Here is a 24,691-nt window from a genome sequence, read left to right as displayed (position 1 = left end):
GATGCAAGAGCGGGGAAATGACGGAAGTCGGTGCGGCGGTGGCGCCGCGCCATACGACGCCCCGGCCGGCACCGGCTGACAGTGTATAGCGGATCGGCCCGCATCGCGGCCGCGCCGTGCCGCATGGCGCATGCGGCACGGCGCCAGCCGATATACTCGCGGTTCGTGCTCCTTCCGGATCCGTCCATGCTGACCTCGCTGCTGACACGCATCGTCCGGCTTGCCACCGCCTGGCCGTGGCGCGTCATCCTGCTGGCGGCACTGCTGACGGCTGCCAGCGGCGTCTACGTGGCCCGCAACTTTGCCATCAACACCGACATCGGCCGCCTGCTGGATTCCGACGCGCCCTGGGCCCAGCGCGACGAAGCCATCGCCAAAGCGTTTCCGCAACGCGGCCAGATGATCCTGGCGGTGGTGCAGGCGCCGGCCGCGGAGCTGGCCGATGCCGCCGCCGATGCGCTGGCCGATGCCTTGCGCCGGCAGCCGGCGCGTTTCAACGCGGTCAGCCAGCCCGGCGGCGGCGCCTTCTTCGCGCGCAACGGGCTGCTGTTCGCCGGCACCGATGAAGTCAACCAGCTGACGCAGCAACTGACGCAGGCGCGCCCGCTGCTCAACGCCCTGGCACACGACCCGACGCTGCGCGGCCTGTCCGATGTGCTCGCCACCACGCTGGCGCTGCCGCTGCAGATGGGGCAGGTCAAGCTGGGCGACATGGCCGGGCTGATGGGCAGCAGCGCGCGCACGCTGGACCAGGTGCTGGCCGGCAAGCCCGCCGCGCTGTCGTGGGCGGGGCTGCTCGATGACAGCCTCAAGCCCGGCCCCGACGGCCAGGTCTACCGCTATGTCGCGCTCAGCCCGGTCCTCGACTACAGCGACCTCAAAGCCGGCGCCGCGGCGGCGCGCGCGATCCGCCACGCCGCGGACGAACTGCAGCTGGCACAGCGCTACCAGGCCTCGGTGCGCCTGACCGGCCCGCAGGCGCTGGCCGACGATGAATTCGCCTCGGTCAGCGACGGTGCCGTGCTCAACGGCGTGCTGACGGTGCTGGCAGTAGTGCTGATCCTGTGGCTGGCGCTGCGTTCGGCGCGGCTGATCGTGGCGGTGCTGGCGAGCCTGTTCGCCGGGCTGCTGATCACCGCCGCGCTGGGGCTGGCGATGGTGGGCGCGCTGAACATGATCTCGGTGGCGTTCGCGGTGCTGTTCGTCGGCCTGGGCGTGGACTTCGGCATCCAGTTCGGCGTGCGCTACCGCGCCGAGCGCCATGGCCGCGACCATATCGTCGATGCGCTGGGCCTGGCCGCGCGCGCCGTCGGCGCGCCGCTGGCGCTGGCCGCCGCGGCCACGGCGGCGGCGTTCTTCTGCTTCCTGCCCACCGACTACCGCGGCGTGGCCGAACTGGGCCTGATCGCCGGAGTCGGCATGGTGGTGGCCTTCGCCACCACCTTCACACTGCTGCCCGCGCTGATCGCGGTGCTCAGGCCCGGCGGCGAATCCGCGTCGCCGGGCTTTGCCTGGCTGGCGCCGGCGGACCGCTTCTTCGACCGCTACCGCAAGCCGGTGCTGCTGGTGACGCTGCTCGCCATCCTCGCGGGCGCACCGCTGCTGCCGCACCTGCGCTTCGACTTCGACCCGCTGCACCTGAAGGACCCGCAGTCCGAATCGATGGCCACGCTGCTGTCGCTGCAGGACGCGCCGCAGGCCGGCACCGACGATGTCAGCGTGCTGGCGCCATCGCTGCCGGCCGCGCACGCGCTGGCGGGCCAGCTCGCGGCGCTGCCCGAAGTGGCGCGCGCGGTCACGCTGCAGAGCTTTATACCCGACAACCAGCCGCCCAAGCTGCAGGCCATCGCAGCGGCCTCGGCCGCGCTGATGCCGGCACTGACCCAGGCCCCCGCGGCGCCCGCCACCGACGGCGCACGCGTCAATGCGCTGCGCAATGCCGCGCGGCAACTGGCCATCGCCGCCGACGAACATCCCGGTCCCGGCGCTGCCGAAGCGGCGCACCTTTCCGCCACGCTGAAAAAGCTGGCCAGCGCCGATGCGCCCATGCGCGACCGCGCCGAGCGTGCCGTCGCCCTGCCGCTGCAGCTGGCACTGGCAAAACTGAAGCTGGCGCTGACGCCGCAGGCGGTCAGCCAGCAGACGCTGCCACCCGAGCTGGTGCGCGACTGGATCGCCCCGGACGGGCGCGCGCTGGTCAACGTCAGCCCGAAGCTGCCGCCGCCCGCCAGCGCACAGCGCGAAGCCGCGCTGGCACGCTTTATCGCCGCGGTGCAGCGCGTGGCGCCCGCCGCCACCGGAGGGCCGATTTCGATCCGCGGCTCGGCCGATACCATCATGACCGCGTTTGCGCAGGCAGGGGCCTGGGCGGTGCTGTCGATCACCATCCTGCTGTGGATCACGCTGCGCCGCTTCGGCGACGTGCTGCGCACGCTGATCCCGCTGCTGGTGTCGGCCATCGTCACGCTGGAACTGTGCGTGGTGTTCGGCATTGCGCTGAACTTCGCCAACGTGATCGCGCTGCCGCTGCTGCTGGGCGTGGGCGTCGCCTTCAAGATCTACTACGTGATTGCCTGGCGGCACGGCAAGACCCAGCTGCTGCAGTCCAGCCTGACGCACGCCGTGCTGTACAGCGCCGCCACCACCGCGGTCGCCTTCGGCAGCCTGTGGCTGTCGCGGCATCCCGGCACCGCCAGCATGGGCAAGCTGCTGGCGCTGGCGCTGGCGTGCACGCTGGTCGGCGCGGTGTTCTTCCAGCCGATCCTGATGGGCCGTCCGCGCGCGGATGGCCACGAAGGCGGCCATCAGGGACCGGACCAGCCGGCCCGGCCCTGAACGCGCATTGCGCCCGCGCGACCCTCGTTGTCTCGATGCCCGTTCCGCTTCGCTTACCGACGCTCGCCACAGCCGCCATCGCCGCGACCGTGCTCGCGGGCTGCGCCGCCGGCCCGCAAGCCAGTCCGGACGATCCGCTGGAGCCGATGAACCGCGCCATCTTCAGCGTCAACGACAAGCTCGACCAGTATGTCGCGATGCCGGTGGCCAAAGGCTACAAGGCGGTCACGCCGGAGCCGGTGCGCGCGGCGGTCAGCAATTTCTATTCGAACCTCGCGGACATCGGCAACTTTGCCAACAACCTGCTGCAAGGCAAGGGCGTGGCGGCGGCGGAGAGTTTTATGCGGGTGGCGATGAATTCCGTGCTGGGCCTGGGTGGGCTGATCGATATCGCCACGCCGGCGGGGCTGCCGAAGCACTCGCAGGATTTCGGGCTGACACTGGGCACGTGGGGCGTGCCGTCAGGGCCCTACCTGGTGCTGCCGCTGTTCGGCCCCAGTTCTTTCCGCGACGGCGCGGGCCTGTATGTGAATTTCTGGTTCGATCCCACCACCTATGCCGAGCCGGCGGTGCGCAACTCGGTGTACGGGATGAACGTGGTCGACGTGCGCACCAACCTGCTCGGCGCGACCGATCTGCTCAAGCTGGCGGCGCTGGACAAGTACGCCTTCGTGCGCGACGCCTACCTGCAGCGGCGGCGCTACCTGCTCGGTGAGAACACCGCGTTGCCGGACTACGGGGATGACGAGGACGCCGGCGCGCAGCCGGTGCCGCCAGCGCCGGCCCCCGCCGGGACGCCGACGCCCGCGCAGCCGCAGGCGCCGCGCCGAGGCGCTCAGCTACCGATGCCCAGCAGCACCACCTCGAAGGTCAGCGTGGCGTTCGGCGGGATCGTGCCCGGCACGCCGCGCGCGCCGTAGGCGGTGCCCGGCGGGCAGGTCAGGCGCGCCTTCCCGCCCACCTGCATGGCCTGCACGCCTTCGGTCCAGCACGGGATTACACGATTGAGCGGAAACGAGATCGGCTGGCCGCGCTTGTACGAGCTGTCGAATTCGGTGCCGTCCGCAAGCGTGCCGCGGTAGTGCACCTGGACCGTGTCGGTGGCCTTGGGCGAGGCGCCGGTGCCCTTGATCAGGTGCTGGATGGTCATGCCCGACGCCAGCGTCTGCGGCGCCGCGGCAGGGGCAGCAGGGGCGGCGGAGGCGGCAGGCGCCGAAGCGGCCGGCCCGGCAGCGCAGGCGGCGCCGGCAAGGGTCAGGGTGCCAAGGAAAAGCGCGAGTGTTTTCATGGAAGGGCCTGCTCTCGAGGTCGTGATTGGGGATGCGGCAGTTTAACCGACCCGCGCCGCCGGTATGGCGGCGGCGGCATATCGCGCTCCGCGGCCGCGCCGCCCGCGGGCATGGTGCGCCGCACCGCGCCGCGTCCGTTACACCGGCCGTTTTGCCGTCTACGATGGTTCGTGACAGCCCGCTGCCGCGCGGGCGCACGGAGACGGTCATGGCACTGACGGATTCCAGGGACCTCGCGGTCTCGACCCTGAACACGCGCTCGGTGGCGCAGTACGAGACCGCCCTGCGCCTGCTGAACGGCTACTACGGCGACCCGCTCGCCGTGATCGACGCGGCGCTGGCCGACGACCCCGGCTTCGCCATGGGCCACGCGCTGCGCGCCGCGCTGATGGTAACCTCCGGCGACGGCACCGCCGAGCCCATGCTGCGCCAGAGCGTCGAGGCCGGCGAGGCCCTGCACGCCCGCGCCAATGAGCGCGAGCGCCGCCATATCGCCGCGGCGCGCGCCTGGCTCGACGGGGACTTCGAGCGCGCGGTGCGCTGCTATGGCGACATCGTGATCGATTATCCACGCGACCTGCTGGCGCTGCAGACCGCGCACCTGGGCGACTTCCTGCTGGGCCAGTCGACCATGCTGCGCGACCGCGTGGCGCGGGCGCTGCCGCACTGGGACGCCGCCATGCCCGGCTACGGCTACGTGCTCGGCATGCACGCGTTCGGCCTGGAAGAGACGCAGCTCTACGAACGCGCCGAAGAAGCCGGACGGCGCGCGCTGGAATGCCAGCCGCGCGACCCGTGGGCCGTGCATGCGGTCGCGCACGTGATGGAGATGCAGGGCCGGACCGACGACGGCATTGCCTGGCTCGAAGGCCGGCGCCAGGACTGGGCCGACGACAACATGCTGGCGGTGCATAACTGGTGGCACCTGGCGCTGTTTCTGCTGGAAGACGACCGGACCGACGAGGTGCTCGCGCTGTACGACCGCGCCATCAGCCGGCCCGCGCCGGCGATCGCGCTGGACCTGGTCGATGCCTCGGCGCTGCTGTGGCGGCTGCAGCTGCGCGGCGTCGACGTGGGCCGGCGCTGGCATGCAGTGGCGGATGACTGGCTCGGCCGCGGTGCGGCCGGTTATTACGCCTTCAACGACGTGCATGCGGTGATGGCCAGCCTGGGCGCGCAGCGCCCCGCCGCGGCCGACCAGGTGCGCGCCGCACTGGAGCGGGCCGCGCTGGGCAACGGCACCAACGCGATGATGTCGCGCGAGGTGGGGCTGCCGGTCGCCGATGCGCTGATCGCGTTCGCACAGGGCGATTACGCCACCGCCATCGAGCTGCTGGTGCCGGTGCGCCTGGTGGCCCACCGCTTCGGCGGCAGCCACGCGCAGCGCGACGTGATCGGCCTGACCCTGCTCGAAGCGGCGCTGCGCAGCGGCAGCGGCAACCTGGCGCTCGCGCTCACCGCCGAGCGCGCCGCGCTCAAGCCCGTCAGCCCGAGCCTGCGCCGGCTGGTGCAGCGCGCCGACACCTGCCGCGCGCAACCCTGAGGCGCTGGCCGGCGCGGCGGCAAGGGCCGCAAGGACGGACACGGGCGCCTATACTGCACCTGTCCTGACCGGAGACCCGCCATGCCCAGCATCCGCGCCCTGTTCCGTCCCGCCCTGCTCCGCCCCATCCTCGGCGCCGCCGCCCTGGCCATGGCGGCCGTGCCGGCCATCGCCCACCACGGCTGGTCGACCTATGACGAGGCCAAACCGATGACGCTGACCGGCAAGATCGTCGAAAGCCATTACGAGAACCCGCACGCGCATATCCGCATCGACGCCGGCGGCAAGCGCTGGCTCGCGGTGCTGGCGCCCGTGTCGCGCATGGAAGCGCGCGGCGCGACCTCGGACAAGGTCGCGGTGGGCCGCGAGGTCACGCTGGTCGGCTACGCCAGCAAGGAAAAACCGGACGAGCTGCGCGCCGAGCGCATCACCGTGGACGGCAAGACGGTCGAGCTGCGCTGAGCCGGCACGCCGCATGCCGGCGCTCTTCACCACCTGGACGGAATGGGCCGGCGCGCTGGCGCGGCTGCCGTTCGCGACGGCGCTGCGCAGTTCGGCGTGGGCCTATCCCGCGGTGGAGATCGTCCACCTCGCCGGCATGGCGCTGCTGTTCGGCTCCATCGTCGTGGTCGACATGCGGCTGGCGGGGCTTGGCCGGCGCCTGCCGGTCAGCCTGCTGCTGCGCCATGCGCTGCCCTTCACCATCGGCGCCTTCTTCGCCGTCGCGGCCAGCGGCGTGCTGCTGTTCGTGGCCCATGCCGACGAACTGGCCGCCAACCCCGCGTTCCTCGCCAAGCTGGGGCTGATCGCGCTGGCGCTCGCCAACGTGTTGTGGTTCCACGCCGGGCCCAGCCGCAGCCTGCATGACCGTGAACGCGGCTGGGACGCCGACGCCCCGCCGCCTGCCGGCGTCCGCCTGAACGCCATCCTGTCCATTGCCGCCTGGCTGCTGGTGATCTGCGCCGGACGGCTGATCGCTTATGTCTGAAGCGGCACGCCGGCGCGCAAGCATTGGCTGGCCCATGCCGCGAGTGCCAGCCCGCGGCAGTCATGCCGGCGTCGGCGACTGCATGCCCAGCACCGCCACCAGCGCCAGCACCAGCGCGGCGGTGCCGGCTTCCAGCAGCAGGCTGCGCCGCAGCGCCTGGACTGCCTGCAGCGCCGGGCCCCGCTCGCCGGTGCGCGCCGCCGCTTCCAGCCGCGGCGCCAGCGCAAACCGGTTCGCCGCCGCCAGCCCGAGCATGGTGGCAAACAGCGCAAGCTTGGCCGCCAGCAGCCCGCCATAGGACATCGGCGCAAATTCCGGCAGCACCGGCCCGACGATGAACCAGTAATTGAGCGCGCCGGTAATCACCAGCAGGGCCACGATCCCGGTACCGATGCGCGCGAAGCCGTTGGTGCTGCGGCTCAGCAGCGCAAGGGCCTCGCGGTGCGGCGGCGGCCCGGGCCACGCCATCAGCAGGAACGCCGCCAGCGCCCCCACCCATGCGCCCGCGGCCAGCAGGTGGGTCACGTCCGACGCCAGGTGCAGGTAGCGCACCGCACCGTCGTGCATCGCGCCATGCCCGCCCCACGCCAGCGTGGCCAGCGCCACGCCGCCATACGCGGCCAGCACGGCGCAGTGCGCGCGCAAGCGGTGCAGGCGCATGCCGGCCAGCACGAACAACAGCAGCGCCGCCACGCGCGCGCACCAGGCCACGCCGAAATCGGTCCCGGTGACGATCATCGCCAGCGCATGGGCCTGCAGCGCGGCATAGTCCGACACGCCCGTCATGGCGCGCGCCATCTCGACCAGCGCCAGCAGCGACAGCGCGATGCCCATGCCGGCGCCACCCAGCGCGAGCGCCCGGCAACGGCGCGCGAAGCGGCCGGCGCGTTCATCCCGATGCAGTGCGTAGAGGCAGAACAGCGGCAGCCCGAACACCAGCGCGAGGTCGAGATAAAGCGCCAGGCGCAGCCCGGCGGCCAGCCATTGCGGCTGCGCCAATTACTTCACCGTGAACGTGACGTTGCCATTGACGGGATGGGTGTCGGAAGAGACCGCGCGCCAGTCCACCCGGTAGCTGCCCGGCGGCAGCGGCTGCGTGGGGGTGATGACCATGGTCTTGGGGTCATCGCTGCCCGAGACCTTCACCGCCATCTTCATCGGCGCATGGTTGGCCATGCCCGGCATCCCGGTCATCACCAGGTTGGCGCCGGAAAACTGGGTGACGAGGTTCTCGGAGAAGCGCAGCTCGATCTTCTGCGGCGCGGGCACCTCGGCCTTGTCGGCGGGCGCCGACGCTTCCAGCTTGGGATGCGCGAAGGCAAGGCTGCTGGCCAGCGCGGCAGTGGCCGCAATCATGGCGTGGATCAGGGGGCGATTGGCATGCATGAGGGTCTCCGCTGAGGGATGTAGAAGTGGGATGATCCGGGCGACCGCGTCAGAACCACACGCGCACGCCGGCGACGAAGCGCGTTTCGCCCGACTTGCCGCCGGCGCTGCGGATCATGTCCGCGGTATTGCCGAAGCTCTGGTAGCGCTCGACGCCGATATACGGGGCGAACTGCCGGCTGAACTCATAGCGCAGCCGCAGCCCCACGGTGCCGTTGGACAAGCCGCTGCCGATGCCCACTTCGGGGTCGTTCTTGCCATAGAGGTTGGCCTCGATGCGCGGCTGCAGGATCAGGCGCTGCGTCAGCAGCAGTTCATACTCCGCCGACAGCCGCAGCGCGGTGCGGCCGCTGGTGCCGACATAGGCGGTGGCATCGACCTCGAACCAGTACGGCGCCAGGCCCTGCACGCCGAACGCCAGCCAGTTGCGCGCCGGGCGCCCGCTGCCGGCGTCGTTGCGCAGGCCCAGCTGGGTGTCCCAGTAGCTGGCCACGGCATGGCCCCACAGCAGCTCGGTGCGGGCTTCGTGCAGCTTGCCCCTGGAGGCCTCGCCCTCGGCCTTGAGCACCAGCTTGTCGAAGCTGTTGCCGAACCATGCCTGCGCCTCGTAGGCGGCGGCATTGTGGCCGTTGGCATGGGCCCATTCCAGGCGGTCGACCAGCACCGACGCGAACAGGTGCTCGTCGGCCATCACCAGCTGGCGCTTGTCGCCCAGTGCGTACTGGCCGACGCCGAGCTGGTAGCCGCCGGAATAGGCGTGCGGGTCGCGCGCGTCGGGCGGTGCGCTGCCGCCCTGCATTTTCATGTCGCCATGGTCCATCGCCGGGGCCGACTCTTGCGGCGGCGCGTTGGCGCCGTCCATGGTCTGGATCTCCGGCTGGTCCATCCCTTGCATCTGGCTATGGTCCATCCCTTGCATCGCGGCAGGCGCGGCCGGCGCGGCCTGTTGGCCATGGCCGTGCGCATGGCCGGCATGCGGGTCCTGCGCAAAGGCTGCGCTCATGGCGCCCAGCGCCAGCGCCGCGGCGAGCATGGTCTTCTTGTATCCGGGCATGACAATCGAGAGTTCAGCTTGCTTCATCAAGCCACCACCACTTCGCGGAACATGCCCGCATCCATATGCAGCATCAGGTGGCAATGCCAGGCCCAGCGCCCCAGGGCATCGGCCGTGACCAGGAAGCTGATGCGCTGCGCCGGCTGCACCGGGATGGTGTGGCGCCGCGCCTGGAAGCTGCCGTCGGGCGCCTCCAGCTCGCTCCACATGCCGTGCAGGTGCATGGGGTGGGTCATCATGGTGTCGTTGTGCAGGATCACGCGCAGCCGCTCGCCATGCTTGAAGTAGATCGGCGTGGAGTTGCCGAACTCGACCCCGTCGAACGACCACGTATAGCGCTCCATATTGCCGGTCAGGTGCAACTCGACCTCGCGCCCCGGCCCGCGCGCATCCATGGCCCCGCCGATGGTGTGCTGGTCGGCCAGCGTCAGCACGCGCCTGCCGTTGTTGCGCAGGCCGATGCCGGGGTCGTCGAGGTTGGTGCGGGCCATGTCGACGCGCATGTCGGTGCTGGCGCCGTATTCGGTGCGGGCATGGCGCGCGGTCTTGCTGGGCACCCGCAGCGCATCGGTGGGCGCCATCGCGTGCTGGCTGTGATCCATGCCGGCGTGGTCCATGCCCGCCATCGGCATCGCGCCATGGCCGGCGTGAGCACCGTGGCCGCCATCTGCTCCATGGCCGCCATGGCCGGTCATCGCGCCCATCATGTCGGTCATGGTCAGCCATTCGGCCCGGTCCAGCGCGGGCACCGGCGCCGACAGGCCTTCGCGCACCGCCAGCGTGCCGCGCGCATAGCCGGTGCGGTCCATCGATTGGGCGAACAGGGTGTAGGCGTCGTCCTGCGGCGTCACGATCGCGTCGCAGGTCTCGCCGGGACCGAAGCGGAATTCGTCGACGCTGACGGGCTCGATGTCCTGGCCGTCGACCTGCACCACGCGCAGCTTGAGGCCGGGGATGCGCACGTCGTAGAAGGTGTTGCCCGAACCGTTGATAAAGCGCAGGCGCACGGTCTCGCCGCGGCGGAACAGGCCGGTCCAGTTGCCCGCCGGCGTGACGCCGTTGGCCAGGTGGGTCAGGGTGGCGCTGGACAGGTCCGCCAGGTCGGTCGGGCTCATCCGCATCTGGTTCCACATGCGGCGCTTGTCCAGCGCCTGCTTCAGGCCGTCGCGCGACACGTCGCGGAAGAAGTCGACCACCGTGGGCTGGTTGTAGTTGTAGTAGTCGCCCTGGATCTTGAGCTTGTTCAGCACCCGCATCGGATCTTCGTCGGTCCAGTCCGACAGCAGCACGGTATGGTCGCGGTCGGCGTGCGCGCGCTCGTGCCCGGAGGCGGGATCAATGACGATGCCGCCGTACACGCCGGTCATCTCCTGGAAGCCGGAGTGCGAGTGATACCAGTAGCTGCCGGTCTGCGCGACCTTGAAGCAGTAGGTAAAGGTCTCGCCGGGCGGGATGCCCGGGAAGCTGATGCCGGGCACGCCGTCCATCTGGTAGGGCAGGATGATGCCGTGCCAGTGGATCGAGGTGGCCTCGCGCAGGCGGTTGGTCACGCGGATGGTGACGGTGTCGCCCTCGCGCCAGCGCAGCGTCGGGCCGGGCAGCATGCCGTTGATGGTGGTGGCGATGGCCGGCTTGCCGGTGTAGTTGACCAGCGCTTCGCCGATCACCAGGTCGAACTCGGTGCCGCGCAGCACCGGGCCGGCACCGCTGCCCGCGGGGGCGGGCTGTCCCTCGCGCGCGCCGCCGCCGTGCCCCGCATGCTGCGCCCAGGCGCTGCCGCCAAACCCGGCCAGGCCGGCCACCACGCCGCCGGCGGCCAGCCCCTGCACGAAGCGGCGGCGCCGGAGATCAGGCAATCCGGAGAGCGGGTCGGGCAGCAAAAGTGGCAGCGCTGGGCGGCCGGGGCTTGGATGGCGTCGCATGTCAGTCGGTTCGGTTAGTTGGCACGCCAAGCGTAGCCAGCGCCACCCTACCGAGGTCTGACCGGAACATGACAATCCGGTAATCTTGCGGTCATGTTGGCGCCGGCAACGCCGGCGTAGAGTTGGCCGGCCTTGTACCAGGGGCCAATCGCATAAGGAAAGCGCTGATGAAACTGCTTGTGGTGGAGGACGAATCCAAGACCGGCGAATACCTGCGCCAGGGACTGACGGAGGCGGGCTTCGTCGTCGACCTGGTGCGCAACGGGCTGGACGGCCAGCACATGGCCATGACCGAGCCCTATGACCTGATCATCCTGGACGTGATGCTGCCGGACGTCGATGGCTGGCGCATCGTGCAGGCGCTGCGCGCGGGGCAGAACCCGGTGCCGGTGCTGTTCCTGACCGCGCGCGACAGCGTGGCCGACCGCGTCAAGGGCCTCGAGCTGGGCGCCGACGACTACCTGGTCAAGCCATTCGCCTTCTCCGAACTGCTGGCGCGCGTGCGCACGCTGCTGCGCCGCGGCACTGCGCAGATGACGCTGGACCGCATCCAGGTGGCCGACCTGGTGCTGGACCTGACCCGCCGCCGCGCCACGCGCGCCGGCCGCCGCATCACGCTGACCAGCAAGGAGTTTGCGTTGCTGGAATTGCTGGCGCGCCGCCGCGGCGAGGTGCTGCCGCGCTCGCTGATCGCCTCGCAGGTGTGGGACATGAACTTCGACAGCGACAGCAATGTCATCGACGTCGCGATCCGGCGCCTGCGCGCCAAGATCGACGACGGCTTCGAGGCCCGCCTGATCCAGACCGTGCGCGGCATGGGCTATGTGCTGGAAGCGCCCGAAGCCGCCGATGAAGCAGACGCGCCGCCGGCACACGACGGGCGGCCCACATGACGCCCCGGCTGTCGCTGACGGCACGACTCACCATCCTGTTCTCGCTGTCGTCGGCGGCAGTGCTGCTGGGTCTGGGGGTGCTGATCTGGCTGGCGATCGACGATCATTTCGCCGACGAGGACTACGCGGTGCTGGCTGACAACGTGCGGCTGATCGAGAAGATCGCCGCCGACGGCCCGGCGGCGTCACTGCCGCAACGGCTGGGGCCGGCGCTGGAACACCATGCCGGCTTCGTCGCCGAAGTGCGTGGCGCCGATGGCAAGCGCCTGTACGCCACGCGGGATTTCGACTTCCGCCCGGCGCTGGCTGCCGCCGCGCAGGCGCCGGCAGGAAACGACGCCTTTGCCTGGGAACAGCAGGGCCAGACCTACCGCGGCCTGCGCGCGCGGCTGGCGCATGCTGGTGCACAGTCGGGCGGCCAGCCGGGCGCGCTGCGGGTGCTGGTCGGCATGGACACGGCGCTGCATGACCACTTCCTGCACGCGTTCCGCAACACGCTGGCCTTCTACGGCACGCTGGCGGCGCTGGCGAGCGGGCTGCTGGGCTGGTGGGCGGCGCGCCGCGGGCTGTCGCCGCTGCGCACCATGGCCTCGCGCGCGCGCGCCGTCACCGCGCACAAGCTCGACGCGCGCATGCCGGTCGAGACCGTGCCGGTGGAAATGGCTGACCTGGCCGCCAACCTCAACGCGATGCTGGAGCGCCTGCAGCGCGACTTCGCGCGCCTGTCGGAATTCTCTTCGGACCTGGCGCACGAGCTGCGCACGCCGATCACCAACCTGATGACGCAGACCCAGGTGGTGCTGTCGCAGCCGCGCGATGCGGCGCGCTACCGCGACGTGCTGTCCTCGAACATGGAAGAGTTGCAGCGACTGTCGCGCATGGTCTCGGACATGCTGTACCTGGCGAAGACCGAGCATGGCATCACGCTGCCCAGCGCGGAACCGATCGAGGTGGCGGATGAAGTCGGGGCGCTGTTCGACTTCTACGATGCGCTCGCCGAGGACAAGGGCGTGCGGCTCGCGCTGCGCGGCCGCGGCCGCATCACCGGCGACCGGCTGATGCTGCGCCGGGCGCTGAGCAACCTGTTGTCGAATGCGCTGCGGCATACACCCGCGGGCAAGGGCATCGTGGTCGAGATCACGCCCGGCGCCAACGCGGTGCAGGTGGTGGTGGAGAACGAAGGCGAGACCATCCGTCCGGAGTTGCTGCCCGCGCTGTTCGACCGCTTCTTCCGCGCCGACAAGTCGCGCGCGCGGCCCGAGTCGGATGGCGCGGGACTGGGGCTGGGGCTGGCGATCACGCAGGCCATCGTAACCGCGCACGGTGGCGCAATCGGCGTGTCGTCAGAGGCGGGCAAGACGCGTTTTACCCTGACGTTCCCCGCTTAGTTTTGCGCTTGGTTTTGCGCTTCCTTTCGCGCCTTGGGCAAGAAAAAGCCGCCCACGCCAGTTACAGCCGTGGGGGAGCTGGCGTGGGCGTGAAGACCGCCGGATGCGGCTCCAGCGGTGCTCCGATGCTACGCAAATCCCCCGTTTGCGACTGCCAACAATTGTGTCGGCGGCCGTAACAGGCAGTGCCCTGAAACGCGTGCCGGGCCGCGATCACGTCATGCCGAGGCAGGCTGCGAGGTCGCGGAAAACGGCAGCTCGATGCGGAACACCGCACCCATGCCGGGCTGGCTGCGCACGCTGGCCTGGCCGCCATGTCGCTCGGCCACGGCGCGCACCAGCACCAGGCCCAGGCCGGTCCCTTCCGGCGCGCCCTGCTGGCCTTCGTGCAGCCGCGCAAATGGCTCGAACAGCCGCGCCTGGTCAGCCTCGGCGATGCCCGGCCCATGATCCTGCACGGCCACCACGAAGCGCTCCGGCGCGCGCGTCAGCGACACCGTCACGGTCCCGCCCGCGGGGCTGAACTTGATCGCATTGCTGACCAGGTTGGCGATGGCGCGCACCAGCAACGCGGGTTCGCCCTGCAGCACCGCGGGGTCGTCGGGCAGGTCGATCTGCAAGGACACCTCGCGCGCCCTGGCCAGCGCCCATAACTGATCGGTGGCGTCGAGCACCAGCCCGCCGAGCTCCACCTCCATGAACGCCAGCGCCTTCGACTCCGCGCGCGCGACGCTGATGAAATCGTCGGCCAGCGTCAGCGTGCGGCGCGCATGCGCGCCGATGCGGGCCAGCACGCCGCTGCCTGCGGCGGCATCGCCGGTGCTGGAGCCCGCCTGATGCGCGCGACGCTGTTCCAGTTCGATCAGCGCCAGGATCGACGCCTGCGGCGAGCGCATGTCGTGCGACAGGAAACGCAGCATCTGCTCGCGCTGGCGCTCCGCCAGGCGGATCGCGGTGATGTCGATCACGCTGACGATCAGGCCCGCCACGGCGCCGGATTCGCCATGCAGCGGCGCGCCATGCAGCAGGTAGCGGCGGTCGCCGCGCCCGGACACTTCGATGCCGCCCTCGGGCACCGGCGCCGCGGCCTGGGTCCACGCCGCCGGTGCGCCGGCGTAGCGATCGTGCAGCGCCTGCCAGTAGGCCAGCGCCGGTGCCGGTGCCGGGCACACCGCCTCGATCAGCGCGCGGATGCCGGGACGCGACAGGCCAGGCTCCACCGGCCCTTCCGGTACGCGCGCCAGCAGCGCCGGGGCCAGCGCCACGCAGCGCCGGTTGGCCAGCAGCACGCCGCCGTCGAGGTCGCAGATGGCGGTGGCATCGGGCAGGCTTTCCAGCCCGTCGGAAAGGAAGCGGCGCAGGCCGCGCAGCTGCGCGCTCATGCCGTAGACCGCGCGCATGCGGCTGTCGAGCGTGGCGCCGGGGTGGCGCGGCGCGGGCATCACGCCGGGCTCGCGCTCCAGCCGCGCCAGCTCGTCGCTGAGAAAGCGCAACGCCGCTTCCTGGCGCAGCCAGCTCCACAACGGATAGAACAGCACGCAGCCCAGCGCCGCGGCGGCCGGCGCGAACCATAGCCGCGCCAGCGCCAGCAGCGCCAGCGACCCCAGCAGCAGGCCGGACAGCAGCAGCCCGGTGGCGACCAGCGCGCCGCGCGGCGGCAGCCGCAGCGCCGCCAGCGCCGCCAGCAGCACCGCCAGCAACGTGCCGCCGGCCTGCCATGCCGGCGACACCGCGACAATGGCATCGCCGTCGCTCACCGCCTGCACCGTGTTGGCCAGAATCTCTACGCCGCTCATGCCGCGGCCGTCACGCGAGACCGGTGTCGGCAGCACGTCGCCCATGCCGGTGGCAAGCGCGCCGATCAGCACCGCCTTGCCGGCAAACATGGTCGGATCGACGCGGCCATCGAGCACGTCGCGCACCGACACGCGGGCGAAGGTGCCGGGCGGGCCGGCGTAGGGGATGCGCAGGCGGCCGCTGCGTTCCCAGCCATTGGCTTCGGCGACCACGGCGGGCTCGTGGCGCACGTTCTCTGGCAGCGCGCCCGCGCGGCCGAAGCCAGCCATCACCGCGGCCAGGTGCGGCACGCCAGCGGCAGCGACCGGATGCGGGCCTTCGCGCAGGTAGACCTGGCGCGCCACGCCATCGGTATCGACCACCATGTTGATATGGCCGACGGCGGCGCCCAGTCCGGCCAGCGGGTAGCGCACCAGCATCCCGGCGGGACCGGGCTCGGCCAGCACCGGCAGCACCACGTTGCCGGCCAGCGCCATGCTGCGCGCCAGCACGGCGTCGTCCTGCGGATAGCGGGTATCGCGCTCGGACAGGATCACGTCGACGCCGATCACGCGCGGGCCACCGGCGGCGATGCGTTCGATCAGCTGCGCCAGCACCGCGCGCCGCCATGGCCAGCGGCCGATGGCGGTGATGCTGGCGTCGTCGATGCCGACGATGACGATGTCGTTGCGGGCGGGATGAGGCTGGGCGCCGATGGCGATGTCGTAGGCGGCCAGGTCGGCGCGTTCGGTCCAGCCCTGGCGCGCCGCGAGCATTACCAGCGCCAGCACCGCGGCGGCCAGCAGGCACCATTCGACCAGCGTGCGCTGGCCGAAGGCGCGCCCCGCCGCACGCGGCTCCGCGCGCGCGCCCGGCGCGCGGGTTGCGTCAGCGGAGCCGGATGCGGCCACCGCCGTCCGCCCGGTCGCCCGAACCGATTGCACCGCCCTGCCCGTCGCGCAGCATGGCGATGACTTCAATGCGCTGCGGCGCCGAGAACGCGGCCGGGTCGGGCGCCACGCCGGGCGCGGCGCGCGCCACGCGGATGAAATAGACCCCCGGCGCGGGGCGCGGCAGGTCGATGGCGTTGGTGGCGGTGTGCTCGTCCGCCAGCAGCGTGGCAAAGCCCGCATCGGCCGCCAGCTGCACCCGGTAGCCGGGGCCGCTGCCGCCATCGGGCCAGCCGATGTGCAGCGCGCCGCCGTCGTCCTGCAGGGTGGGAACCGGCGGCTTGGGCTCGACGCGGAACGGCACCGCGTCCGACCACGGGCCCGTCAGTCCCGCCGCATCGACACTGCGCACGCGCCACCACCAGCGGCCCGGCGCCAGCGCCTGCGCGGCGGGCGACGCGGCGGCGGCGTGGACGGCGGCGTCGCGGGTAAAGGCGGCATCGGTGGCGAGCGCCAGCTCGTAGCTGGCCGCGCCCGGCACCGTGGCCCATTCGAAACTCACGGCATCGGCATAGCGCACCGCATCCGCGGCGGGCTGCTGCGTGAAAGGTGCCGGCGGGTTGAGCCGCACCGAGACCGGCGCCTGCGCGTCATGGCCGGTCAGCTGGTGCCGGTCGATGGCGCTGACGCTCAGGTACAGCGTGCCTTCCGGCAGGCCATCGACCCGCACCCGGACGGCATCGGCGCCGCTGGCGGTGCCGGTCCAGACCAGTTCGCTCAGCGCCGCATCGCGCGCCACCCGCACGCGGTAGGCCACGGCGCCCGGCACCGGTTGCCAGGCCGCCTCGAACGAGGGCCCCAGCACGGTTTCATTCGGCGGCAGCAAGGCCGGCGCCGGCAGCAGCGCCACCGGCTGCGACAGCTTGCCGCCCGCCGACACGCCGATACCAAAGCCGGCCTCGAGCGACGCCGCCGCGGTCATCGCGCGCTCCGGTGCCGCTGCCGCTGCCGATCTTGCGCGCGCGGCGCTGACGCCGACACGGCCTTGCAGCACCTCGCTGCGGCTGCCGCCGGCATCTGCCGAAACCCGGTAACGGGTGCCGCGCACGCCGGTCACCATCATCGGCGTATGCATCTCGAAGCGGCCGACGCCACCGCCCTCGGGCGCCACACGGGTCTCGGCGGCCCCCTTGTCGAGGCGGATCACGGTATCGACCAGGCCGCTGCGCGCGAACGTGCGCAGCCGGTTCACCGCCACCGTGGTCGCGGGCGGCAAGGTGACGCGGGTGCGGTCCGGCAGCTCCAGCGTGACCGAGCCGCCGGCGGGAGTCTCGATGCGCGCTGCCTCGTCAAGGGTCATGCCCACTTGCACCGGCCGGCCGTTGGCGCGCACCTCGCCGCTGACGTAAACCACACGCGCCGACGCCGCCTGCTCCGGGATCTGGCTCAGCGGGATGCGCACGCGCGACCCCGGCACCAGCCGGTACGGATCGGCCACGCCGTTCAGGCGCTGCAGCGTGCGCCAGCCCTGCTCGGATGCCATGTAGCGCGAGGCCAGCCCGATCAGCGTATCGCCCGGTTCCACCACGTAGATGAAGTCGGCGCCCTGCGCGCCCGCGGGCCCGGCCTGCGCCGGCACTGCTGCACCGGCCAGCACGGCCAGCGCGATACCACGCACGACCCTAAGCACGCACCTAAGCATCGCGGTCCTCATCCGCCTGCGCTTCGGCGGCGGAAATCTCCTCGAAACGATAGCCGTGCGAATACACCGAGGTCAGCCGCACGCCGTTCTCGGGGCGCAGCCCCAGCTTCAGGCGCAAGCGGGAAATATGCGTGTCGAGCGTGCGCGAGCCCGCCCCCATGGCGCGGCCCCACACCGCCTGCTCCATCACTTCGCGCGCCAGCAGGCGCCCGGTATTGCGGAACAGGAACAGGGCCAGCTCATATTCGCGCGGCGACAGCACCGCAGCTTCGCCGCCGACGGTGATGGTGCGCGCGTGGGTATCGACGGTGTAGTTGCCGCGCCGGATCAGCTCGACTTCCTGCGCGGCCTCCGGGTAGGCGCGACGCAGCAGCGAGCGCACGCGCGCGACCAGCTCGCCGGCGCGGATAGGCTTGAGCATGTAGTCGTCGGCGCCCACCGTCAGGCCGTCGACGATATCGGATTCGGCGGTACGGCTGGTGACGAACAGGATCGGCGGCATGTTGCCGGACTTTTGCCGCACCCAGCTGACCAGCTCATAGCCGCTGGTGCCCGGCAGCTGCCAGTCGACCAGCAGCAGGTCGTAGGCGCGCTCGCGCAGCGCGCGCAGCAAGTCGGCACCGTTGGCGAAGGATTCGCACTCGAAACCGGCTTCGCCCAAAATCTGCCGGATCAGTTCGGCCTGATCCGGATCATCCTCCACGGATGCAATTCGCATACCTCTACACCCTTCTGCCAGCTTCCGACTGCAACTGCGGTCTCTGCCACGGCGTGTCGACGGCTCGGCCGGCAAGTCATTCTTTGTATTTCACCCTGGCAAGGGGGCGCGGCCGTCGATCTGAACCGGCGGGCCAGGCCGAAGCCCGCCGGCTGCCGCCATGTTACCCAATCGCGGCCCATTCCGTCGAGACGCCCCGAGGTGGGGTGCGCCGGCGTGCCCACCTGGCACCATTGCACCCTGCGCACGCTATTGCAGCATGTAGGTCTCGTACTCCAGCCGCTCGAGCTTGTGGTCCAGCATGGCCAGCGCCAGCGCCACCACCACCAGCAGCGACACCGCGAAGCCATAGCCATACCAGGCCGGCCCCAGCTGCAGCGTCACCAGCGTCAGGGCGCAGTTCAGCACCACGAACAGCGCGGTCAGCAGCAGCACCTCGCGGCGCCGGTCCAGGTAGAAGTAGATGTTGAGCACGCCCAGCAGCACCACTTGCAGGCTGGCGCCGATCACGTCGACGTACAGCAGCGGCAGGTACAGCTCGGAAATGCCCAGCAGCCGCAGCACCCAGGTACCGACCGCGAACAGCAGCAGCGCGGCAATGGCCTGCACCTTGACGATCTCGTACAGGCCCAGCCGGATGGTCTGGACCATGGTGTTGCGCATGTCCTCGATATGCTCGAGCGAGCTGCCGCCGCGCACCGCATCGTAGAACGCGTCGTAGTATTCGACGAAATCGGTCTCGATTCGCACCAGGAACACCGCCATGCCGGGAATGATGGCGAGGTAGGCCAGGAACACCGGGATGTCGTAGATGATCGACGCGCGCAGCGGCCCGATCACCTGGTGGCCGGTGGACGGCGCGTACCAGAACATGAACTTGTCGATCCAGATGCCCAGGTTGTAGAGCAGCCCGATCGCCACCAGGCTGGGGTAGGCATAGCGGCGCCGGAACACCTCGAACGAGATGAACTGGCGGCTGGTGTAGTTGCGGTAGATCAGGGTCACCATGCCGGTCAGCAGGCACAGCTGGCCCGCGACAAACCCGCCCAGCAGCCCTTCCATGCCGTAGCGGCGCAGCCCCAGCGCGGCCGCCACCGAGACCGCGTAGCCCAGCAGGAAGGTCCAGACGATGGCCTTGTATTGCTTCATGCTCGACAGGAAGATCGCGGCGATCCAGATATTGCTCAGCACCACGAAGCCCGCCACCATCAGCAGCCGGTACAGCACCGACTGCTCGCCGAAGCTGAACGCCGCGCACGCCACGCCGATGCCGCCCGACAGCACCGTGGCCAGCAGCGCCACCGCGTGGTAGTTGCTGAGGATCAGGTGGTCGCGCTTCTCGAACAGCCGGTCCGAGGTAAAGCGCGTGAACGACAGCTGCATCGGCCCGGTCAGGATCAGGCTGCCCGCGATCAGGTAGGTCACCGAGACCTGGAACTGCGTGATCAGCGTGCCCGGCACCACGAACGGCAGGCTCAGCATGCCGATCAGCAGGATGCCGACGATCGACAGGATCCACGGCCCCGAGCTGATGATGCCGGCATACGCGTAGGCGCTCAGCATGCCGGACAGGTTGTCCCGCCGCAGCATCTTGCGCAGCTCGAATCCAATCCCAGCCATGCTCAGGCTCCTCGGTGGACCGGGCAGCGCGCGGGATTGCCGCCGTGCCGTGCTGGTCCGTCATGCCCGGCGCCATCGGGCTGCGCCATCAGCCGTTGATACAGTTCGCGGTAGCTGCCGACCATGCGCTCCTGGGTGTAGTAGCGCTCCACGCGCGCCACGCCCGCGGCCTGCGCCGCCTGCCAGCGCGCCGGCTCGCGCAGCAGCCCGAGCGCGGCCGCGGCCAGCGCGGCGGGGTCGGCGATGCGCACCACCTCGCCCGCCTGGCCCAGCGCGGCGTCCTCGCCGGGCAGGCCGAACAGCAGCTCGCGGCACGAGCCCACGTCGGTGGTCACGCACGGCACGCCCGCGGCAAAGCCTTCCAGCACCACCAGCGGCAGCGCCTCGCTGATCGAACTGAGCACCAGCACGCCCACCTGCGGCAGCAGCGCGTCGATGCGCTGGAAGCCGAGGAATTTCACCTTCTTGCCCAGGCCCAGGCTTTCGGCCAGGCTGCGGCATTCGCGCGCGTATTCCGGGTCTTCGTCCTCCGGGCCGGCGATCCAGCCTTCGGCCTCGGGGTATTCGCGCACCACCGTCAGCATCGCGCGGATAAAGGTCTTGACGTCCTTGATCGGCACTACCCGGCCGATCAGGCACAGCACCGGCGGCACCCCCGGCTGGCGCCGCGCGCGCAGCGGCGCCAGGCGCGGCAGGTCGATGCCGTTGGGGATGCTGCGCGTGCGCGCCTCGGGCGCGCCGTCCTGCACCTGGCGGCGGCGGTTGCCTTCGTACAGCGCGACGATGTCGTCGCCGGCGTCATAGCAGACCCGGCCCAGGGTTTCGAAAAAGCGCACCCACAGCTCGCGGAAATAGCTGATCTGGGAGATGTCGCGCTCGAACACATTGCGGTTGTCGCGGATCCACTGGCTCTGGAACAGGTCGATCTTGCGTTCCTTGGTATAGATGCCGTGCTCCGACACCAGCAGCGGGCGCTGGTTGCGGTGGCGCAGCAGCGCGCCCAGAAAGCCCGCATAGCCGGTGGAAACGGTGTGGTAGACGCGCGCCGGGATCAGCCCGTCGGCAATCCGCACCAGCTGCCACAGCGGCTTGTGCATGATGCGCACGGTCCAGAAGTAATCGGTGAACGACGGGTCGGTGCAGAAGCGCCGGTATTGGTCGGTGATGGTCTGCCAGGCACGGCGGCTGTACAGGAACGCGTCCTCGCCCAGCGCGCCGCCTTCGCGCAGCGCCGGCATCAGTTCGCGGATCATCGCGCCAGCCTCGGCCTCGCGGCCCGGCTCGCGCAGCAGGTCGTGCAGGCGGTCGGCCGCGTCGAACGCCTTCGCGTCGCCGCTGCGGCCCTGCGCCAGCGGCGGCGGCGGGAAGTCATAGAGATAATGCGTTTCCAGGTGCACCACGTTGGCCGGCAGCTGGTAGGCCATATCGCCATAGTCCTCGCGCCGGCTGCCGATAAAGACGATGCCGAAGCGCAGCTCGGGGAACGCGCGGATCATCTGGTTGACCCAGCTCGACACGCCGCCGCTCACGTACGGGAAGGTGCCTTCGAGCAGCAGCATGACGTCGGCCGACGCCGCTTTCAAGAGGATCTCGCTCATGATTGCCAGTACCGCAACAGGGGCCGCACCAGCGGGAGCGGCGAGGGGCTGTCAAACGATGCCATCAGCTGTCGCACCGCGGCGTAGTCGCGCTCCAGGTAGGCGGCTTCGGCCAGGTGCGGCAGCACGCGCTCGCGCGCGAAGCCGAGCGCCTCGGCGCGCTGCAGCCAGGCGCGCGCCTCGCGCGGGGCGTTGCGCGCCAGCGCCAGGCGCCCGCGCATGTACCACAGCGAGGCAATGCCGTCGTCATGCGACAGCGCCGCGCTGGCGTAGCGCTCGACCTGGCTGGCGGTATAGCGGTAGACGTCGCCCTGCACCAGGTTCTGGTAGATCAGTTCCCAGTACAGGTCGGCCAGGCGCTTGCTGATCTCGGCGCGCTCGCTCGGACTGTAGGCGGTTTCCAGCCGCGGCAGCTCGGCCAGGATCTGCTGGGTCAGCTGCTTCTCGGCGCCGTCCAGCATGCCGTAGGCCAGCAGCCGGATATCGTCGGCGCTGTCGGCCAGCAGCTCGCGCAGCACCGGGCTGACGGTGCGCGCCGGCATCGACTGCATCGCCACCAGCGCGGTCATGCGCTCCGGCAGCGGCGCGCGCGCATTGCCCAGCTGCGCCCGCAGCCGCGCGCCGCCGCCGTGCGTGACGCGCGACATCAGGTGCGTGACGAACTCGGGCAGGCCCACGGTGCCGATGCCGCTGGTATCGATGCGGCGCGGGAACAGCTTCGACAGCAGGTAGCTGCCCACGCACACCAGCGCGCCGCCGAGCGGCACGAAGAAGCAGAACAGCGCCAGGAAGCCGTAGCTCCACGCGAACGGCACGCGCATGCGCCGCGGCAGCAGGCGCCACAGCAGCAGCGCCGTCAGCGCCGCGGCCACCGCCTGCATGCCCAGGAACGCCAGCAGCAGCGCGGTGCTGTTGCCGGCGCGCGCCAGCAGCGCCAGCGCGGCGATCTGGGCGGCCAGGCCGCCGACGCCGAACTTAAACATGGGGCGCTTCCCCGGCCGCCGGTGTCGGCCGCGCCGCCGTGCCGTCGACCTGGGCCCGGCGCAGCAGCTTGACCAGCGCCTCTTCCGCGCCGGTCGCGGGCACCGCCAGCGAGTAGACGCCGATGCCGGCGCTGGTGAAATCGGTGCCGAACTGCGCGCGCAGCATGTCTTCGATGCGCACCAGGTAGGCCGCCACGGCCTGCGCATCGGACAGCGGCATCAGCGTCAGCATGGCGCGGTGGTGGGGATTGACCAGTGGCCAGGCCACGTCCAGCGCGCGCCGGCTGCGCACCACCTGCTCGAACAGCGCATCGCGCTCGGGATCGGTGTCGAACACCAGCGCCACCACCGAGCTGTCGATGCCGGTCTCGCGCTGCAGCCGCGACAGGCGCGCATAGTCCAGCGCAAACGGATACGGGCATGCCGGCAGCGCCGCCAGGATGGTGCGGGTGGCGCCGACATGCTCGACGCCGTCGGCGTAGTAGCCCAGCAGCACCATCAGCATCTGCAGGTTCTCGTAGTTGAGCGACAGGAACGGCATGCGCTCCACCACCAGCAGGCCGATCAGGTGGTCGGAGCCCGCCAGCACCGGCGCCACCGCCACGTAGCGCGTGCGGGCATCGTGCTGCAGGCCCTCGGCGCGCAGGTGGGCCAGCTGGCGCGTGTCCAGGCAGTGGCGCACCAGCGGATCGGTGGGGTCGAGGGTAAAGGCCGGGCCGATGCTGGCCGCGGGCTCGGCGTCGACGCGCTCGCCGTTGCAGGCGTAGAGCGCGGCCGCCTCGACCTGGCAGGCCTGCGCCACCACCTGCAGCACCGGCTGCGCGCCGGCCAGCACGTGGCCGCCGCGGGCGGCCTCTTCCAGCGCCACGCCGCGCAGCTGCGACAGCGTGTCGCGCAGCGTGGTGGGCCGCGCCAGCAGGTCGTTTTCCAGCCGCGAGTGGGAGATGCGCAGCAGGTAGTGGTTCTTGGTCAGCGCCGCCAGGCGCTCGTCCAGGTAGCGGTTGACGGCGCGCGCGCGCGCCAGGCGCGTGCCCCAGATATCGCCGAACTGCCCCGCCACCAGCACCAGCAGCAGGCCGCCCAGGAAGAACAGGCGCGGGAACGGGCCGGGCATCACGCCGGTCTGGTGGTACACATACCAGGCGCCCAGCAGCATCAGCACGCTGCCCACGCCGATCAGCGTGCCGTAGCGCAGCGCCAGGACCACCGGCAGCAGCCAGGCCCACGGAAAGCCCATGCCCAGCAGCAGCGGGTTCTGCGGCAGCACCAGCCAGGCCAGCCCCAGCGCGGCCAGCATTGCCACCACCAGTTCCACCACGGCGGCCGGCCCGGTGACCGCGGGCGCGAGCAGGCGCGCATAGCGCCCGCCCAGGCCGATGCCCTGTCCCTGCCGCGCGCGATAGGTGTTGTCAGCCGTCTTGGCCACGCTCATCCCCTTGCTCCAACCATCCATCGCCGCGCTGGCGCGGCGCCGTGCCGATCAACGCCACCCTCACCTCAGCCCTGCATCAGTGGCGCCAGCAGGCGGCGCAGCAGCTTCTGCGCGGTGCCCGACAGCGAGGCACGGCTCCAGCCGCTGTCGCTGCCGGTGGCGGACCACACCACTTCGCCGCTGTTCACGTCGAGCAGCTGCAGCGAGATGCCGACCGCCGGCTCGCCGTCCACGCCCACCTTGTAGCGCCATTCCTGCACCGCGCCGGTGAGCGCATAGCGGGCCTTCTCGGCGCGCGCCCATTCCAGCGCCTTGCCCACCGCCTCGCGCTCGGCCGGCTCGAACAGCGTTTCCGGGTTCAGCGCGGCCGGATAGCGCTTCAGGCTGGCCACGCCGCCGGTCTTGAGCAGGCTCTCGGCGATGGCTTCGGCGCGCAGGCCGGCCTGCGGCGTCTCGGTGTAGTTGACGATCGGCAGCACCGCGATGGTCTCGCCGCGCGCCAGCGCCGGCGCGCGGCCGACGTCCGTCACCGCGCAGCCCGCCAGCCACAGCGCCGCGCCCAGCGCGCCGCACCATGCCGCCAGCCGCCTCGCCACCGTCTTGCCCGTCATGCCCGTGCCTTGCTTGTCCATATTCATCCCCTTTTTCCGTATTGCCATATCTGTTGATGCCCC

The 24,691-nt window shown here is 70.9% G+C and carries 20 protein-coding genes; 7 read left to right on the top strand and 13 right to left on the bottom strand.

The window, feature by feature from the left end:
• The first annotated feature begins 186 nt into the window (after positions 1-186).
• Both U9J39_RS02515 and U9J39_RS02510 read left to right on the top strand, forming a co-directional pair.
• Complete coding sequence (locus U9J39_RS02515) at positions 187-2,835, top strand: MMPL family transporter (RefSeq protein WP_326346445.1); 2,649 nt, start codon at positions 187-189, stop codon at positions 2,833-2,835.
• Between the two features lie 35 nt (positions 2,836-2,870).
• Positions 2,871-3,755 (top strand): MlaA family lipoprotein, encoded by an 885-nt coding sequence (locus U9J39_RS02510; RefSeq protein ID WP_326346444.1) that lies wholly within the window; start codon positions 2,871-2,873, stop codon positions 3,753-3,755.
• On the opposite strand, the gene U9J39_RS02505 is transcribed toward U9J39_RS02510, so the two are convergent.
• Positions 3,671-4,123, bottom strand: a complete 453-nt coding sequence (locus tag U9J39_RS02505) for an FKBP-type peptidyl-prolyl cis-trans isomerase (protein WP_111516743.1) — start codon at positions 4,121-4,123, stop codon at positions 3,671-3,673. The two genes, U9J39_RS02510 and U9J39_RS02505, sit on opposite strands and share 85 nt — an antisense overlap.
• A gap of 209 nt (positions 4,124-4,332) precedes the next feature.
• Between U9J39_RS02505 and U9J39_RS02500 the strand changes: the two genes are divergently transcribed.
• The 3 genes from U9J39_RS02500 to U9J39_RS02490 all read left to right on the top strand — a co-directional run bounded on the left by U9J39_RS02500 (position 4,333) and on the right by U9J39_RS02490 (position 6,655).
• Positions 4,333-5,667, top strand: a complete 1,335-nt coding sequence (locus tag U9J39_RS02500; protein WP_115683620.1) for a tetratricopeptide repeat protein — start codon at positions 4,333-4,335, stop codon at positions 5,665-5,667.
• A gap of 81 nt (positions 5,668-5,748) precedes the next feature.
• A complete protein-coding gene (locus U9J39_RS02495; protein WP_116313996.1) occupies positions 5,749-6,129 on the top strand; it encodes a DUF6152 family protein in 381 nt (126 codons plus the stop codon).
• A gap of 13 nt (positions 6,130-6,142) precedes the next feature.
• On the top strand, positions 6,143-6,655 hold the full coding sequence (locus U9J39_RS02490) for a DUF6644 family protein (protein WP_115713897.1): 513 nt from the start codon (positions 6,143-6,145) through the stop codon (positions 6,653-6,655).
• A gap of 60 nt (positions 6,656-6,715) precedes the next feature.
• Here the strand turns inward: U9J39_RS02490 and copD are convergent, their stop codons facing one another.
• The 4 genes from copD to U9J39_RS02470 are packed head-to-tail and all read right to left on the bottom strand — an operon-like array spanning position 6,716 to position 11,017.
• Positions 6,716-7,654, bottom strand: a complete 939-nt coding sequence (gene copD / locus U9J39_RS02485) for a copper homeostasis membrane protein CopD (protein ID WP_326346441.1) — start codon at positions 7,652-7,654, stop codon at positions 6,716-6,718.
• Entirely contained in the window at positions 7,655-8,041 is a 387-nt protein-coding gene (gene copC / locus U9J39_RS02480; RefSeq protein WP_115702003.1) for a copper homeostasis periplasmic binding protein CopC, read from the bottom strand.
• Between the two features lie 49 nt (positions 8,042-8,090).
• A complete protein-coding gene (locus U9J39_RS02475) occupies positions 8,091-9,122 on the bottom strand; it encodes a copper resistance protein B (protein WP_326346440.1) in 1,032 nt (343 codons plus the stop codon).
• Complete coding sequence (locus U9J39_RS02470; RefSeq protein WP_326346439.1) at positions 9,122-11,017, bottom strand: copper resistance system multicopper oxidase; 1,896 nt, start codon at positions 11,015-11,017, stop codon at positions 9,122-9,124. Before U9J39_RS02470 ends, U9J39_RS02475 begins: the two co-directional genes overlap by 1 nt.
• Before the next feature lie 167 nt (positions 11,018-11,184).
• Between U9J39_RS02470 and U9J39_RS02465 the strand changes: the two genes are divergently transcribed.
• Entirely contained in the window at positions 11,185-11,910 is a 726-nt protein-coding gene (locus tag U9J39_RS02465) for a heavy metal response regulator transcription factor (protein WP_115713900.1), read from the top strand.
• Positions 11,907-13,298 (top strand): heavy metal sensor histidine kinase, encoded by a 1,392-nt coding sequence (locus tag U9J39_RS02460; RefSeq protein WP_116313992.1) that lies wholly within the window; start codon positions 11,907-11,909, stop codon positions 13,296-13,298. The genes U9J39_RS02465 and U9J39_RS02460 overlap by 4 nt, the downstream gene beginning before the upstream one ends.
• A 218-nt stretch (positions 13,299-13,516) precedes the next feature.
• Here the strand turns inward: U9J39_RS02460 and U9J39_RS02455 are convergent, their stop codons facing one another.
• The 8 genes from U9J39_RS02455 to U9J39_RS02420 all read right to left on the bottom strand — a co-directional run bounded on the left by U9J39_RS02455 (position 13,517) and on the right by U9J39_RS02420 (position 24,649).
• Positions 13,517-15,985, bottom strand: a complete 2,469-nt coding sequence (locus tag U9J39_RS02455; protein WP_326346438.1) for a CHASE2 domain-containing protein — start codon at positions 15,983-15,985, stop codon at positions 13,517-13,519.
• A complete protein-coding gene (locus U9J39_RS02450) occupies positions 15,963-17,666 on the bottom strand; it encodes a FecR domain-containing protein (protein ID WP_442784878.1) in 1,704 nt (567 codons plus the stop codon). The genes U9J39_RS02455 and U9J39_RS02450 overlap by 23 nt, the downstream gene beginning before the upstream one ends.
• Positions 17,659-18,384: a response regulator transcription factor gene (locus U9J39_RS02445; RefSeq protein ID WP_115682430.1), complete on the bottom strand. Its 726-nt coding sequence runs from the start codon at positions 18,382-18,384 to the stop codon at positions 17,659-17,661. Before U9J39_RS02445 ends, U9J39_RS02450 begins: the two co-directional genes overlap by 8 nt.
• A 249-nt stretch (positions 18,385-18,633) precedes the next feature.
• The gene (gene pelG, locus U9J39_RS02440; protein WP_115682429.1) at positions 18,634-20,004 is read right to left on the bottom strand and encodes an exopolysaccharide Pel transporter PelG; all 1,371 of its coding nucleotides are present in this window, start codon (positions 20,002-20,004) and stop codon (positions 18,634-18,636) included.
• 2 nt (positions 20,005-20,006) lie between these two features.
• Positions 20,007-21,602, bottom strand: coding sequence for a GT4 family glycosyltransferase PelF (pelF, locus tag U9J39_RS02435; RefSeq protein ID WP_115682428.1), 1,596 nt, complete (start codon positions 21,600-21,602; stop codon positions 20,007-20,009).
• Positions 21,599-22,585, bottom strand: coding sequence for a tetratricopeptide repeat protein (locus U9J39_RS02430; protein WP_326346436.1), 987 nt, complete (start codon positions 22,583-22,585; stop codon positions 21,599-21,601). The genes pelF and U9J39_RS02430 overlap by 4 nt, the downstream gene beginning before the upstream one ends.
• Positions 22,578-24,017, bottom strand: coding sequence for a PelD GGDEF domain-containing protein (locus U9J39_RS02425; protein ID WP_115713905.1), 1,440 nt, complete (start codon positions 24,015-24,017; stop codon positions 22,578-22,580). The genes U9J39_RS02430 and U9J39_RS02425 overlap by 8 nt, the downstream gene beginning before the upstream one ends.
• Before the next feature lie 65 nt (positions 24,018-24,082).
• The gene (locus U9J39_RS02420) at positions 24,083-24,649 is read right to left on the bottom strand and encodes a penicillin-binding protein activator LpoB (protein ID WP_172581882.1); all 567 of its coding nucleotides are present in this window, start codon (positions 24,647-24,649) and stop codon (positions 24,083-24,085) included.
• Positions 24,650-24,691 lie beyond the last annotated feature (42 nt).

The organism is Cupriavidus sp. SS-3 (assembly GCF_035818815.1).
Taxonomy (GTDB): Bacteria; Pseudomonadota; Gammaproteobacteria; order Burkholderiales; family Burkholderiaceae; genus Cupriavidus; species Cupriavidus taiwanensis_C.
Note: the sequence above shows the minus strand (reverse complement) of the source record. Positions and strands in the feature narration are given on the sequence as shown.